This is a genomic window from Streptomyces sp. NPDC001714, from assembly GCF_042892755.1.
Taxonomy (GTDB): Bacteria; Actinomycetota; Actinomycetes; order Streptomycetales; family Streptomycetaceae; genus Streptomyces.
Genome location: NZ_JBIAUL010000026.1, coordinates 24,465 through 39,635, shown reverse-complemented (window position 1 = coordinate 39,635; position 15,171 = coordinate 24,465). Strand labels below are relative to the sequence as shown.

General features: G+C 69.6%; 12 protein-coding genes. 3 read left to right on the top strand and 9 right to left on the bottom strand.

Translation table 11 applies throughout. The features are described 5' to 3' along the window. Positions 1 to 262: 262 nt before the first annotated feature. The 8 genes from ACFY0P_RS44595 to ACFY0P_RS44560 form a co-directional block, all read right to left on the bottom strand. A complete protein-coding gene (locus ACFY0P_RS44595; RefSeq protein WP_388927530.1) occupies positions 263 to 2,701 on the bottom strand; it encodes a SpoIIE family protein phosphatase in 2,439 nt (812 codons plus the stop codon). A gap of 74 nt (positions 2,702 to 2,775) precedes the next feature. Next, complete coding sequence (locus tag ACFY0P_RS44590; protein ID WP_388927527.1) at positions 2,776 to 5,241, bottom strand: SpoIIE family protein phosphatase; 2,466 nt, start codon at positions 5,239 to 5,241, stop codon at positions 2,776 to 2,778. A 322-nt stretch (positions 5,242 to 5,563) separates the two neighbouring features. Then, positions 5,564 to 6,463 carry a diacylglycerol/lipid kinase family protein gene (locus ACFY0P_RS44585; protein ID WP_388927524.1) on the bottom strand — a complete coding sequence of 300 codons (900 nt, stop codon included), beginning with the start codon at positions 6,461 to 6,463 and terminating at the stop codon, positions 5,564 to 5,566. Between the two features lie 397 nt (positions 6,464 to 6,860). After that, a complete protein-coding gene (locus ACFY0P_RS44580; RefSeq protein ID WP_388927521.1) occupies positions 6,861 to 7,538 on the bottom strand; it encodes an HdeD family acid-resistance protein in 678 nt (225 codons plus the stop codon). Positions 7,539 to 7,758: 220 nt separating this feature from the next. Next, entirely contained in the window at positions 7,759 to 8,802 is a 1,044-nt protein-coding gene (locus ACFY0P_RS44575; RefSeq protein ID WP_388927518.1) for an NAD(P)-dependent alcohol dehydrogenase, read from the bottom strand. Positions 8,803 to 8,826: 24 nt separating this feature from the next. Continuing rightward, entirely contained in the window at positions 8,827 to 10,095 is a 1,269-nt protein-coding gene (locus tag ACFY0P_RS44570) for a cytochrome P450 (protein WP_388927515.1), read from the bottom strand. A gap of 62 nt (positions 10,096 to 10,157) precedes the next feature. Next, positions 10,158 to 11,561, bottom strand: coding sequence for an NAD(P)/FAD-dependent oxidoreductase (locus ACFY0P_RS44565; protein WP_388927512.1), 1,404 nt, complete (start codon positions 11,559 to 11,561; stop codon positions 10,158 to 10,160). Continuing rightward, the gene (locus tag ACFY0P_RS44560) at positions 11,558 to 11,776 is read right to left on the bottom strand and encodes a ferredoxin (RefSeq protein ID WP_388927509.1); all 219 of its coding nucleotides are present in this window, start codon (positions 11,774 to 11,776) and stop codon (positions 11,558 to 11,560) included. Before ACFY0P_RS44560 ends, ACFY0P_RS44565 begins: the two co-directional genes overlap by 4 nt. A gap of 755 nt (positions 11,777 to 12,531) precedes the next feature. Here ACFY0P_RS44560 and ACFY0P_RS44555 point away from each other — a divergent pair. From ACFY0P_RS44555 to ACFY0P_RS44545, 3 genes are all read left to right on the top strand, one after another. After that, positions 12,532 to 12,849 (top strand): hypothetical protein, encoded by a 318-nt coding sequence (locus ACFY0P_RS44555; protein WP_388927506.1) that lies wholly within the window; start codon positions 12,532 to 12,534, stop codon positions 12,847 to 12,849. A gap of 344 nt (positions 12,850 to 13,193) precedes the next feature. Further along, positions 13,194 to 13,616 (top strand): SsgA family sporulation/cell division regulator, encoded by a 423-nt coding sequence (locus tag ACFY0P_RS44550; protein WP_388927503.1) that lies wholly within the window; start codon positions 13,194 to 13,196, stop codon positions 13,614 to 13,616. Between the two features lie 38 nt (positions 13,617 to 13,654). Beyond that, positions 13,655 to 13,984 (top strand): NIPSNAP family protein, encoded by a 330-nt coding sequence (locus ACFY0P_RS44545; RefSeq protein WP_388927500.1) that lies wholly within the window; start codon positions 13,655 to 13,657, stop codon positions 13,982 to 13,984. A gap of 426 nt (positions 13,985 to 14,410) precedes the next feature. Here the strand turns inward: ACFY0P_RS44545 and ACFY0P_RS44540 are convergent, their stop codons facing one another. Continuing rightward, the gene (locus ACFY0P_RS44540; RefSeq protein WP_388927497.1) at positions 14,411 to 15,046 is read right to left on the bottom strand and encodes a TetR/AcrR family transcriptional regulator; all 636 of its coding nucleotides are present in this window, start codon (positions 15,044 to 15,046) and stop codon (positions 14,411 to 14,413) included. Positions 15,047 to 15,171: the final 125 nt, after the last annotated feature.

The window sequence follows — 15,171 nt, the reverse complement described above, 5'->3', positions numbered from 1 at the left end:
CGCACTCCACGTGATGAGTCATCGGAAGGACGTCGGTCTGAGCAGGATACGCAGCAGGGCAGGTTCAGGCCCGGTTTTCCACCCGCTGTCCCGCGTGCGGGCGCCCTGAGCGTCACGGCCGACAGCGCACTCCTCCTGCCGGCCAAAGCGAGGCGTTGCCCGCCCCGCGGGATATTTCAGACACGCCCACCGCTTCCTCGGAACGCATTGAGCAACGGATCAGGGCCTGGACGTCGCCAGGTGCAACGAGCTCAGGGAGCGATCAGTGGGGGTACGCGATGGGCTGTTCGGACCAGATGGTCTTGTGGTTCTGGCCATGGCGGCAGCCCCAGCGCTCGGCGAGCTGGGCGACGAGGAACAGGCCGCGTCCGCCCTCGTCGGTGGTGCGAGCGCGACGTAGACGGGGCTGGGCGCTGTTGGAGTCGGTGACCTCACAGACCAGAACGTGGTGGCGGATCAGTCGCAGCTGCGCCGGCGGACGGCCGTAGCGGATCGCGTTGGTGACCAGTTCGCTGACGATGAGTTCGGTGGGGAAGAGGAGGTCGTCCAGCCCCCATGCGGTGAGTTGGCGGGTCGCCCATGCCCGGGCCTGGGAGACGGCAGCGGGATCGGCCGGTATCTGCCAGTGAGCGGTGTCCTCCGCGTGTATGGCGCGGGTGCGTGCCAGCAGCAGGGTCGCGTCGTCACGCGGTGCTTCGTCCACCAGATCGCCGAGGAGGGATCTGCCGGTCTCGTCCAGAGCGCGGTCCGGGCGGCAGGACGTGGCGAGGGCATCGGTCAGCCGCCGGAGCCCGTCGTCGATGTCGTGCGCGCGCCGGTGGACCAGGCCGTCGGTGTAGAGCGCGAGGACACTGCCCTGCTCGAGTTCGATCGTGGTGGTCTCGTACGGCATGCCGCAGACGGCGAGGGGTGGACCCGGGAGAATGTCGACGGCTTCGGCGGTTCCGTCGGGCCGGACGAGCACGGGCGGCGGGTGCCCGGCACTGGCCATGGCGCAGCGTCGGGTGACAGGGTCGTAGACCGCGTAGAGGCAGGTGGCGCCCATGACGTCGTGGCTGCCCGGTGATGCTTCCGCTGCGAGGCGCTGGACCAGGTCGGCGATCCGGGTGAGCAGTTCGTCCGGCTCCAGTTCGAGGTCGGCGAGTGTCTGGATGGCGGCGCGCAGGCGGCCCATGGTGGCGCTTGCGGGGATGCCATGGCCGATCACGTCTCCAGCGACGAGGGCCAGCCGGAGAGAGGGCAGGCTGATGGCGTCGTACCAGTCGCCTCTGGTGCCCGCTCCACGACCTGTTGGCAGGTAGACGCCGGCGGTCTCAGCTGCGGGGGTGTCGGTCGTGGCCGGAGGAAGCAGGCTCTGCTGCAGGGCCATGGCCGCCCTGTGCTCGCGGGTGTAGCGGCGGGCGTTGTCCATGGCGAGCGCCCCCCGTGAGGCGATCTGCCGCATGAGGTCCACCTCGTCCCGGGTGAACGGTTCGGACAGGCCGGTGCGCCAGATCACGATCGCGCCGAGGGTGAGGCCGCGGGCATACAGCGGTGCCGCCATCACCGTATGGACGTCGGGCGGGAGGAACTGCTCGACCGGCTGCCGGCCGCCGATCAGCGCGACGAAGTCGTCCGGGCCGCAGACGACCGTCTCGCCATGCTGGAAGCGGCGCAGGAGCGGGTGGTCGGACAGGGGCGGGACGAGGTTGCCGCGCTTGATGCCGGCCGGCCACGCTGCAGTGGCCGGCACCAGAGCCGCAACGCGCAGCTGCAGATCTCCTCCGCCCAGCCGCTCGGGGGGTTCGTCACCGTCGAAGACGGCCTGCGCAAGGTCGACCGCGGCCAGATCCCCGAAGGCGGGTACGAGTACGCCGGCGAGGTCGTGCGCGGTCCGCACGACGTCCAGGGAGCCTCCCACACGCTCGGCGACCTCGCGGGCGAGATCCAGTTGTCGGCGGGCACGCAGTTGGTCCGTGTCGTCTATGTACAAAGTCGCGACCCCCGCGGGGCGTCCTCGTGCGTCCTCCAGACGGAAGGCGGACAGCGACAGCGCGTGCCGCCGCATCGCATGGTCCCGCCAGCTCACGTGCTGCTTCCTGCCGAGCACCGGGACCCCTGTCTCAAGGACCTGGCGCAGTACCGCCTCGATGCTTTCGGCGTCCTCGGCGCACAGCACGTCGTGCAGCCGGGTGCCCGGCTGCACGGGACGGCCGTCGTGCGTGTCCGGCATGGCGTTCGTCTGCACTGTGGTCAGGTCCGTGTCGTGCAGAGCGATCGTGATCCGGTTCTGTGCGGACAGTGCGCGCAGGAGCGCTGCGCCGTGCTGATGGCCGGCGGCGTGAAGGGCGGGCGCCGCGAGCACAAGGACGTCCGTCGAACCGCTCACCCGCGTGGTCCGGAAGGTGACGTCGATCGTGTTGCCGCACCGGTGGCGCAGTCGTACCCGGCCGGTCGCCGGCCATTGCGTGGCCCTGCGCAGGTCGCGGGGGAGGTCGGCAACCAGTTCCCGCAGGGGACGGCCGTGGACCTCGTCGGCCCGGAACCCGGTCAGGTCCTGTGCTGTCCCGGTCCACCCCACGACCGCGCCTCGATCGTCGAGCACGGCGGCGGCCAGACCGTCGAAGGCGTAGGGCCTGCCGCCGGGGCCGGCGCCGGAGACGCCCGTCGCTTCCTCGGAGGCACCTGCCGAGTCGGCGTTTTCACCATGCGATGTGTCCATGTCTGTGGCTTCCTTCGCGAGAGCCCGCGGCTCCGGGAGTCGTGATCCTGTGGCGGCTGTCGGCCACCGACGCGTCAGAGGGCGCCGGCTGTGCAGGGCAGGTCCTGTTCGGCCCAGACGACCTTGCCGTCTGCTGCGGAACGGGAACCCCACCTGCGCGACAGCCGAGCCACCAGGTAGAGGCCGCGGCCGTGCTCGTCGAGCGTGCGGGGATGGCGTGGGCGTGGCTGGCCGGTGCTGGTGTCGGAGACTTCGCATGTCAGCACCCGGTGCTGGATGAGCCGTAGGCGGCTCGGGCCGTCTCCGTGGCGGATCGCGTTGGTGACCAGTTCGCTGACGATCGACTCCACGGGCGCCACGAGCGGCTCCAGACCCCATTCTCTGAGCTGACGGGCGGCCAGGTGCCGGGCTGTCGAAACGGTGACGAGTTCGTTCGGCAGGTCCCAGGAGGCGACCTGGGCGGGTTGCAGTGCGCGCGTGCGCGCAAGGAGCAAGGTGACGTCGTCGGCCGCTGCCTGAGTCGGCAAGGTCTCCATCGCCCGCGAGCACAGGTCCTCCAGGGAGGCACCGGGCTGTGCCAGGGCGGCACCCAGGCGCTGCAGGCCGACGTCGATGTCCTCGTCGCGGGACTCCACCAGACCGTCGGAGAAGAAGGCGAGGACACTTTCCTCGGGCAGTTCCAGTTCCACGGACTCGAACGGCACGAGGCCGAGACCCAGGCCGAGCGGGGCTCCTGCAGGCAGGTCGGGAACGGTGACCTTGCCCTGCGCGTCGACGATCAGGGGCGAGGGATGCCCGGCCCGCGCCATGGTGCACCGTCGGGTGACCGGGTCGTAGACGGCGTACAGACAGGTGGCACCCACCACCGCGGGCACCGGGTCGGAAACGTCGGCGTCATCGTCGTTCAGTCGCACGACCGTGTCGTCGAGGTGCGCCAGCAGTTCGTCGGGGGGCAGGTCGAGGTCCGCGAGCGTTCGCACGGCGGTGCGCAGCCTGCCCATGGTCGCCGCGGCATTGATGCCGTGTCCCACCACATCGCCGACGACAAGGGCCACCCGAGCGCCGGACAGCTCGATCACGTCGAACCAGTCACCCCCCACACCGTGGTCCGTGTCGGCCGGCACATAACGCGAGGCGACCTCGACGGCAGCACCGCCCTGCACCCGATGAGGGAGCAGGTCGCGTTGCAGAGTGAGGGCGGCGGTGCGCTCGCGCGCGTACTGCAGCGCGTTGTCCAGACACAGCGCGGCCCGGGTGACCACTTCCTCGGCGAGGAGCAGATCGTCCTCCTGGAACGGCGTCTGTTCCAGAGAGCGGCCGAACAGCGCCAGTCCCAGCACGCAGCGCCGCGCACGGATGGGGACGACCATCAAGGAGTGGACGCCGCTGTCGCGTACCTTCTGCGCACGCGTCGGATCGTGGTCGACCCAGGGGCCCGCATGAGTGTCCAGCACCGGTTCCAAGTGAGATCTACCCCTGCGAAGGACGGCGGCGAACGACGAGGTCGGGGGGACGTGGATCACCTCTTCACGCACCGCTGGCATCTCCAGGACACCCTGGTCGACGGAGGCCACCCCGGCACGGCGCAACACAGGGCGGCGTCCGCTCGTCGTGCCGATCCGTGCGGCGGGCTCGAGTCCGAACGGAACCGACTCCACCAGATCGACGAGGGCGTGGTCGGCCAGCAGGGGCACCGCGAGCTCTGCCAGTTCCTGGGCGGTCTGCATCACGTCGAGGGTGCTCCCGATGTGCGTGCTGGCCTCGCTGAGGATGGCGAGGCGCTCCCGCGCCCGCCGGTTCCCGGTGACGTCCACGGTCATGGAGCACACGCCCAACGGGGTGCCGTCCGCGCCCTGGAGACAGAAGAACGAGGCCGAGAACGCGTGCTCACGGGGCCGGTCCGCAGACGGCCACGCACGGTACTCGTGCACCGTCGTCGTGCCGCTCTCCAGCACCTGCCGCATCACCACCTCGAGCGCTTCGGCCTCGACGGCGGGCAGCAAGCCCTTCAGACTGCGCCCGAAGCGTCGGTGACAAGGAACGCCGTCGTGACGCTCCATGGCGTCGTTCACCCACACACAGCGCAGCTGCGGGTCGTAGACGACGATGCCGATCGGCGCACGGGCAAGGAGCGACTCCCTCATCGGTCCGCTGCTGGTTGCCCCTGAGGACAGGGAACCTATGTCCGTCACGGACACCAGCCACCGGGTGCCGGCGCCCTGCCCCCGCAGCAGCGAGACCCGCAGCGCCATCCTGAGCTTCTGGCCGTCGCGGTGGCGTATCGCCGCGGTGCCGGACCAGCCACCCCGCGCACGGCACTGCTCGGCGAACGCCGAAGCCCTCCGGGCGTCCTCGGGAGGCGGCAGCACGTGTGCGGCGGACCGGCCCACCACCTCCCCGGCCGGGTAACCGACGAGTTGCTGAGCGGCATGCGTCCACCCCACCACGGTGCCCTCGGCATCGAGCATCGCTATCGCCGCGTCGGGCATCTCGCGGGGGCTCACCGGTTCGGCGAGGAGGGTGTCGTCAGTGTTGGTCATCGGGGGGTCCGTCCGATCGGTGCGGAGGTAAGGGCGCCGACACTCGGCCCGGCGGCCCTGTGTGCAGCCGTGGTGAACGGCGTCGTCCCGGTGAGCGGCACACGATGCGGTATGAGTCTTAGTGAGCAGAATGCCCACTTCTGATGAAATAGTCAGATATAAAGCCCCCGACGTCAAGACCCTCACACTTGGTCGAATCATCAGATACGGGGGTTGCGGTTCACGGCGCTCTGCCTGCCGGCGCGTCGACTCCGGTCGGCGAGATGGGCGCCGAGCGGTCGGGGCATTGGGCTGTGGCGGCCAGGAATAGCTCGCCCGAGGCTCACACCACCCGCCCGATGGCGGCCCAGCCCGGCGGTCGTCCGCCGGGCCCGGCGCCGCGGCCACGTCGGGGGACCCACACCCGCAGGGCCCGAGGACTGATGCGGCACCGCACGGGCGTCGGCAGGCTGACGGCTTCGCCGTCCAGCCCGGCGGGGAGGGCCGGGACGTCGGCATGGACGACGACGTCGTCGGGCGTGGCGAGACGGGTGAAGCCGTGCGGTTGCCCGCTGCGCAGCCTCATGGCCGTCTCGGCGGGTGTCTCCGCCCTGACGGCCAGTACTCCCAGGAGACCCGAGTCGAGGTGCGCCCGCCTGCCTGGCCCGGCGGGGTCGTCCACTTGGTAAGGGTTGTTGCTCACCAGCACGGCATCCGGCCCGTCAACGGTGAGCAGCCCGGTGCGGACCACCAGCTCCGGGCCCTCGTGGCGGGCCAGGAATTCCGGGAGGATGCGCACTGCCGTGCCAAGCTTGTCGTCCCGATAGGCCGGGTCCTGCACCAGGGCGGCGTAAGCACCGAACGAGACGTTGTTGACGAACGCCCGCTCGTCCGCGTATCCCAGATCCACGCGCAGCTCGACGCCGTCCGTCAGGGCCTCCAACGCGGCCGAAGGGTCCTCACGGTCCAGACCGAGATCCATCGCGAAGTGGTTGCGGGTACCCGCCGGAATGACCACGAAGGGCAGGCCGGTGTCGGCGGCCACCTCGGCGACGAGCGCCTGTGTACCGTCTCCGCCGGCCACACCGAGCAGATCCGCGCCGTCGTCCACCGCGCGTCGGGCGACCGTCGCCAGGTCCTGGGTCAGGGAATGATCGATCAGGAACACCTGGGCTCCGAGCGTGCGGGCGCGTTCCGCGATCCCGAACCGGCCGGCTTTCCCTCCCCCCGAACGTGGGTTCACGATCAGACAAGGCCGCCGCGCGCCGGTCGTCGGGCGTGGCGCGTTCTCACTCACGGTACGTGCCCGAAAGCCGTATGGGTCAGCCGAGCGCATCTCACTGGCGACAGCGGGTCTGCCGCGCTCACGCCCGCAGTTGACGGCTCCGTCCCGCACCGGGCCGACGGTCCGGCGTTTGCGCCTGCGGCCACCGCCACCATGACACTTCCTTCGACAGTTACGGCCTGCGGAGTCGGCTTGCAGCTCGGCCTGGGGATCCGCGCCGGGGAGACGGCGGTGTCCAGAACGCCTTCACCACCGCCGTGCCGACGCCGTCTCCCCTACCTGCGTGCCCGGGGCCGGACTGGCGCACGGACCAGGACGAGGCCACGGACCCGCGCTCACGGTCCGGCTCCGCCGGTCAGTGTTGGGGGTGCGGACCCGCGTGGAACAGCGGGCGCCGCTGGGAGGCCGTGCCGGCAGCGAGATGGCCGATCTCGACGCGTGTCTTGATGGCACGGACCACTTCGGTCAGGCCGACGACGATGGCCATGACGCCCACCACCAGAGTGAGTGTCGCGACGGAGGCGAATGGCATGACGATCATCACGATGCCGGCCATGGTGCCGATGATGCCGAAGGCCACGTGCCAGCCGCGCGCCGGCATCGTCTGATCGGAGGCCGCCGCGGCCGTCTCCAAGGTGCCCCGAAGCAGCCAGCTGAAGCCGATCCACAGGGCGAGCAGAAAGACCGACTCCAGGGGACCCCGGAAGCAGACCAACCCCAACAGGACGGAGGCCGCGCCGGAGATGAAGTGCAGTACGCGAAGGTGCCGGGGGACATGGGTGCCGAAGGCGGCGGCGAGTTGGAAGACACCGGTGGCCAGCAGGTAGACACCGAAGAGCACGCCGACGACGCGCAGCGTCTCGCCCGGCCAGACCAGGGCGATGACGCCCAGGGCAATGGTGGCGAGGCCCATGGTGAGCAGGATCTGCCAGCCCGCGTTCGCCAGGGCGGCGATGCCTTCGGCCGCAGGACCCTCTTGTGGCTCGGTGCCACGTGGCGGAACGGAACCGGGGGAATCGGAAGGAGATGTCATGACACCTACTCCTTCTGTGAGCAGCGTGGTCACGTCACTACATGTCCATCGTCACCCGATCGGCCTCATGGCGCTCGGCAGGAAGGGCAGGGGGCCGTGACACATGAGGTGTTCCGGGCAAGCTCCTCCCTCCTGCGGGAGCCGGGGAGCGTTTCCGCCGCACCGCCCGATGCCGGCGGCCAGGCAGCATCGTGGTGTCCGTTCGGGTTGACGACGGCATTCACGCGTGAGGGGTGATGACGGCGCGTCCTCGAATCCTGCCGTCGTGCAGCAGCTGGTAGGCCTCGTTGGCGCGTTGCAGGGGGAAGTGCTCGACCAGCATCTTGATCTTCTCCTGCTGGGCGAGGGTGATCACTTCCATCAGTTCGGTGAGGGAACCCCAGTAGGGCGAGGCGACCGAGCACTCGTGCGGCGGGCTGGAGAAGTTGACGGGCAGAGCTCCGCCGCCGAGGCCGACGATGGTCAGGTGGCCGAGCGTCCTGGCCACCTGCGCAGCCAGACGCAGCGTCGGGTCCACGCCGACCATGTCCAGCACAAGCTGGGCGCCCTGCTGCGCCGTCATGTCCTTGATGCGGGTGATCGCCTCGTCGCCCGAGAGCAGAGCCTCGTCGGCACCCATGCGCTTGGCGGTTTCCAGCTTTCCGGCGTCGGTGTCCACGGCGACGACGGTGGTCGCCGCGCTGAGCGCGCGCAGGATCTGGATGGTCATCTGGCCCAGGCCGCCCGCCCCGATCACGACGGCGGTGGAGCCCGGTCCCAGCAGGTGCAGCGACCGTTTGACGGCGTGATAGCTGGTCAGTCCGGCGTCGCTGAGCGGAGCGGCCTGACGGGGATCGAGGGCGCCGAGCGGAACCAGGTAGCGCGCCGCCGGTACCAGCAGATACTCGGCCATGCCGCCGTCGTGACCACCCCCCAGGCCCGGGCCCTGACCACCGAGGCCCTGGCAGTAGTTCTCCTGGCCCCGACGGCAGTTGGCGCAGATGCCGCAGCCCCAGGAACCGTAGACGATCACCGGGTCTCCAGGCTGGACTCCGGTGACGCCCGGTCCCAGCCGTTCCACCCATCCCGCGTTCTCATGGCCGAGGGTGAAGGGCGGGGTCGTGAAGCCGGGCAGCGGTGCGGGTGCCTGCATGATGTGCAGATCGGAGTGACAGACACCGGCACCTGCGACCTTGAGCAGGATCTGCCCCGGACCGGGCTCGGGTACCGGCACCTCGCGCAGCTCGGGCGGCTGCCGCCAGTCGACGAGTTGGAAAGCTCGCATTGCGATCCCTCAGGCACACCCTGGTCAGTCGCGGATGCCGTCGATGTCGACGAGGACGTGTCGCGGGCCGCGGAAGATCTGGTTGTGCCGGTACGGCGGCGGGTCCTCGACCAGCCGGGGGTTCTGCACCCTGCGGACGAACTCGCCCACCGCGATCTGGACCTCGAGCCGCGCGAGCGGAGCGCCGAAGCAGAAGTGGATGCCCTGACTGAACCCGAGGTGCTGGTTGTCGCGACGCTCGAGATCGAGTTCGTCGGGGTCGGCGAACCGATCCGGGTCGCGGTTCGCCGAGCCGTACGCCAGGAAGATCGGTGCCCCCTTCGGGATGGTGGTGCCGGCGATGTCGATGTCCTCCACGGCGGATCGGGTGTGCCAGAACTGGACCGACGACTCGAAGCGCAGCAGTTCCTCCACCGCGGGCACGATCAGCTCGGGCCGGCGGCGCAGCTTTTCCAGCGCGTCGGGGTGCCGCAGCAGGGTGAGCACGCTGTGGGCGATGAGATTGACCGTGGTTTCGTGTCCCGCGAAGATCAGGAGCAGGGCGTTGCTCACGAGGACGCCCTTGGACATCGGTCCTTCCGGGCTGTCGTCGTGCACCATGGCCGAGAGCATGCCGGGGCCGGGCTCCCGGGCGTACCGGTCGAGCAGATCGGCTGCGAACTGCCCGAACTCCTGCACGGCCCGCCGTCCCCCGGCCTGTCGGCTCTGGATCTCCTCGGAGTCGGCCTCGGGGCCGAAGTCCAGGGCGTCCAGGGCCGTCTCGACCCAGTGGTGGAAGCGTGGCTCGTCCTCCAGTGGCACGCCCAGCACCTTGCAGATCACCGTTACCGGCAGGGGGTAGGCGAAGTCGTCGACGGCGTCGATCCGGTTCTTGCCCCTCATGTCGTCCAGCAGTCCGTCGACGATGCGGCGGATGTCGGGCTGCAGGTCGGTGATCAGATGAGGCGCGTGAGGCGGGCCGGCGAAGTGCGGCATCATCAGCCGGCGGTCCCGGTCGTGCTCGGGGGGATCACAGGAGATGATGTTCGGCTCGGTCAGCACCGCCCTGATCGGTTCGGCCGCCGGATCCGCCGAGCCCTCCTCCAGGGCCGCGGCCGGGCCGGGACGCTTGCGCGGGTCCGAACTGACCCGGGGGTCGTGCAGCAGCGCGACGATTTCCCGGTAGGTGCTGACGACATAGGTGCCGTCCGGCTGCCGCGCGACCGGTTCCTTGCGCAGTTCCTCGTAGAAGGGGTACGGATTGGCGCGGTTGGCATAGCGGAGGGCCTGCTGCCAGGGGGTTTCCTCGACCACGAGGCTCCCCTCCTTCTTCCTGTCGGTGCTGTCCGCCGGCGCACGCGACCCGGCGGGCCGGGTCAGTGGTGCCGCGGCCGGAACTCGGCCGTGCGCTCGCTCGGCGCGTGGCCGGTCAGGACCACGTCGGGGATCGCCGTCGGGACCCTGGGGTCCGGGAACTCCGCCGGCATCGGCTTCATGTCGGGCGGCTGGTCCCAGCCGGGCGGCGGAGGCGGGAACGGGCCGGACCCTTCGATCAGCTTCCCGTAGTACTCCAGCCACTTGCCGTGATCGAAGGTCACGGCCGCGACGATGCGGCCCCGGTGACCGTAGGCCGCGGCGAAGCGGCGGTCGGCGACGGATCCCTGCGTGATGACGATCTCGTCACCGAAAGGGGGCACACCGACGGACTTGATGTTGACGCCGAACTGACCGGACCAGAAGCCGGGCAGCAGCAGATGCGGGTGGTAGTGGGGCTCCAGGTTGACCATGTTGTGGGCCGCCACCTCGGCGCCCAGCACGGCGTTGTCCCAGTGCTCCATCGCCAGGAACTGGTACTCGTACAAGACATGCGGCGCGCGTGCCACGTCCCCGGCCACGTAGACGCTGTCGGTGACCACGCCGTTGATGTCGAAGGCACGGCCGCCCGCGTCGCACCCGACGCCCCAGAAACCGGCGGCCAGCCCCGAACCCTCCAGCCATTCCACGTTGCGGATCGACCCGAGCGAGGCCACCACCACGTCGGCGTCGACGATGGCGCCGTCGGACAGCCGCGCACGCCGCACATGCCCGGCGGCGTCGCCCTCCAGCGACGACACGCCCAGGCCGCAACGCAGGTCCACGCCGTGATCGCGCTGCATCTGCGCGGCGATCTCCCCGATCACCCCGCCGAGCGCGCCGACCAGCGGCGCCGCACCCCGCTCCACGACGGTCACCGGGATGCCCAACTCGCGGCAGACGGAGGCCACTTCCGAGCCGATGAACCCGGCGCCGATGACCAGGACCCGCGACGGCGACTCGGCCAGCGCCTTCTGCAGCCGGGCGGCGTCATCACGGGAGCGAATCGTGCAGACGCCCTCCAGGGCGGCCTCGTCCGGGTTCGGCCACTGTCGCGCGCGGGTGCCCGTGGCGATCAACAACCGGTCGTACGGAACCTGCTCGCCGTCGGCCAGGCGCACCTGCTTGGTGACCCGGTCCAGCCCGGTGGCGGCCACCCCGAGCCGCCAGTCGGCATCCACTTCTCGCATCCGGGGCAGCTTGGTGTGGTCGGCCGGCACCCAGCCTTTGAGTACCTGCTTGGACAGCGGGGGACGGTCGTAGGGCTCGTACGGCTCGTCCCCGATGATGGTCAGAGAACCGGTGAAGCCCTCCTCGCGCAGGGTCTCCGCGGCCCGCAACCCGGCCAGAGAAGCACCCACGATGACGATCCGGCCGCTGGCCCGGAACTCGCGCACCAGTTCCGCGACCGTTGCCCGCAGCGTCATGACGTCTCGCCCCCCTCGGCGCCGTCCAGGCGATCGATCACGATCGCCTGCACCGGGCACGCCGCAGCCGCCCGCTCGACCTGAAGGCGCCGCTCGTCGTCGGGGTTCGGCTCATAGGTCAGCGCCTCCTGACCGGTCAGCCTGAAGACCTCGTGCGCCAGATACACGCACTGCGCGTATCCCTGGCAGCGATTCAGGTCCACGACGATCCGCATGGGCAGACTCCTTCCGTTCTGCCTCCCGCCCCACGGCGACCATCGACCCGGTCATGAAGCCTCGGTCATGAAGCTGGGGGGTGGTTTCTCAAGCCTCCGTCAGGCGACCGGGCTGGATGTCCCACCCGTCGCCCCGGGCAGGCCGTTCGGCCCTGTTCGCTGCGCCGCAGACCCCACAGTGGCGTTTGCTCGGCCGTGCGCGGCACAGCTGGCAGCGGGCGATACATCGACGACGTCGGCATCAGAGTGTGCCCTGGTCGATACGGCCCTAAAAGAATGGTCGTCCCGCCTTCCGGCGATCGCAAACCCGCCCCTGCGACAAACGAGCTGCCTCAGGGCAGATGCAGTGCGGGCAGCGGACGGAGCGCAGCCGGCCTTCTGCCAGCTGCTGACGAGGAGGCCGGTCTCGCCCGTCGCCCGGTGCAAGGCAATGCACGCATCGGCAGCCCCTGGTTGCTGCGGTCGTGCGCGTGAGGGTCACCCGCACCCGCAATCGCCCGAGCGGGCTCGGCACGGCAGTGGTGCCGTCGGCGGTCACCACGCCCCGCTCCCGTCGCACGTGGTGCCGTTCGGCCAACCCTCTGGTCACCCCAGGTTGCCTTCACCACATCGACATTTCCATACAACGTATGGTACCAATGAGGCAGGTACTTCCATACAGCGTATGGAACTGCTCGTTCGGACCATCTCAGGCCCCGCACGTCGCCTGACAGAACAGCCGTTGTGGCGTCTCACGCCAGCGGGAAGGAAAGATCATGAAGAAGCTCACGAAGCGCATGGCCCTCTCCGTGTCCTCCGTCGCGGTCGCCAGTGCCGCCCTTCTCGGTGCCGGTGGCACCGCTTCGGCCGCACCCCTCGCCTCCACTCACACCCCGCGCCCGACCGCGGAAGGCGTGGCCGCTGATCACAGCTGGGACCACGGTGTCGGCTACCTGCTCGAGCAGGGCTACTCCTGCGACGAGGTTCACGGCTGGCACCAGGACCACCACACCGACTCGCCCAGGCACGACTGCGACGGTCTCTTCTACCGAGATGGTCACTTCTACCGCTGGGACGGCGAGGGACACGGCTGAAAGCCGGACAGGTCGTACCGCCACGACGGGAACCGCCTCGAGCACGACGACCGGGGCAGGAACCACCACGACCTGAGCCGCGACGACCGGTGAGACGGGTAACGGTCGAAGCCACAGGGCCGGTGCGGTTCCCCTCGGTCCGATTCCCGTCGGCGGCAGGGACGAACGCGGCGATCGAAGGCCGGCGGCCCCGACCGCCGGCCGAGCGCCACTCGTCGTGCGATGTGCCGGTACCGTCCGGCGCCCACGGCCCGTTGTACCGCCTCCGCCCCCGCCGCCCCTTTGCCGCCGGGCAGGCGTGACGGGTGTGAAGCACCGCCGAGCCATGCCCAGGAGGGAAGTCGATGAAGAAGTCCTTGAAGACCGTTGAGCGGCAAATGGCCGTGCACCTGGTCGTCTCGCGCGACTACTCGGTGCCCCTGTGCGTACGTCTGCGGTATGAGCCCACTGATCCCTACGTCGTCCGCGCCGTTTTCTTCGTCGACTGTGTCGAGCCGGTCGAATGGGTTCTGGGGCGGGATCTTCTGGCTGATGGCCTGGAGGGTTCCGCAGGCTGCGCGGACGTCCGGATCTGGTCGGCCGCGGGGCGGGGCGACCAGTCGATGTACATGGCCCTCGGGTCCTGCGCCGGCACCGCCTTGCTCGAAATCCCCGTGCCGGACCTCACGTCCTTCCTTCAGGACACGGAGGCCCTGGTGCCACGAGGTACTGAGTCCGGACACATCGACTGGGACGTCGAAGTGGCGCACCTCCTCTCGCAAGGCTGACCGCCGACCATCCAAGCTCCGATGAAAAGGAACCTGTCATGTCCCAGTACCAACTCCGTGTCTACACCCTGCGCAGCCTCGATGCGCTCTCCGCCTACGAGAAGATCTGGGCCAAACACATTCCCGGTATGGCCAAGCACCGGATCACCACACACGGCGTCTGGACGGTGCCCGCGGCACCCGAAAGCGAGGCCCCCAAGCTGTACGCCCTCGTTTCCTACAGGGACGCCGACGACGTGCAGGAGCGGCTGGAGACGTACCTGTCGAGTAAGGAATTCCGCGCGGACATGGAGGGCTTCGCCATCAGCCAGATCGTCGGCCTCGACGAGACCCTGCTGACGCCCACCGTGGACTCGCCCTTGCGCTGACGGTCGGCCTGCGACGAGTGACGCGGGCAGAAGGGTTGGCATCGGGCGGCGCCACCTCGGCGGTTTGGCGCGGCTCGGCAAAGACCCGCGCACCCATACGCCCTCTTTGGCCGTGCGTGCTCTGCGCGCGAACCTCCTGTCGCGGTCGGTACGGCTCGCGGGCCGCCTCGAGGCGGCGTTGCTCTCCGCACACCGCCCGATACGAGCGAGCCTGCCGGCCACCGCTGACCGAGGGGGAGCGCAGGAAAGCCGGACCGGCAGCGCGGAGAACACGTTCTCTTCCGGTACCCACGTCAGGTGCGACCAGCCCGTCCCGCCCACTCCCCCGCACTGAAGCGGCCGTCTCCGGGGAGAAGTACCCTGTTGCGCGCAGCGACCTGGGCTCGTCGGCCACGGACGAGCCCAACGCCGTAGCGCTTCAGGGCCTCAACGTCGGCCGACGCCCTGGCCGTCACGACCGGCGGTGAGCCGGCCCTCCAGGCCCGTGATGAGTGTGTCGATCACCAGCCGGAACATGTGGTCCTGATCAGGACCTGACGGGTGGGCGTCCGTGACCTCGTCCGGGTCGGCCGGGGCACCGGGGGGCTTGAGGCTCGCCCACTGCTGGAGCGAGCCGTTGAGTTCGGCGCCGAGGACACCGATGACGACGGCGACCATGAGAGCGGCGATTTCCGGAACCTCCGGTTGCGACACCCCGGCAGCGGCCACGGTGGCGGTGAGCGCGGTCCAGAACGGGTCGTCGGCCTGAATGAAGTCCGGCAGGTGACTGAACGAGTAGGCCATCAGCTCGGGGTGACGGTGCGCCAGGGTCCTGAAGTCCGTGGCGAGCAGGCGGATGCGCTCCTGCCAGGGGGCGTTTTCGAGTGTCACGGTGCGGAACTGGGCTCCGACCATTCTCGTCACGCCGCGCAGCACGGCTTCCTTGTTCGGCACATGGTGGTACAGCGACATCGGGTTCGCGTCGAGCTCGGTGGCGAGTTTGCGCATGGTGAGCGCCTCGACGCCGTCCTCGTCGATGAGCCGCAGAGCGGCGGCATAGATCCCGGCCTCGGTCAGAGGCACGTCCCTCTTCCTCGTTCCCCGCGGGGGACGCCTCACCTTCTTTTCCATACCACGTACGGTATCAGTTCCGTACGAAGTATGGAACTGAGCCGCACATCACAGCCCCACTCACCCTGGCGGGGTTG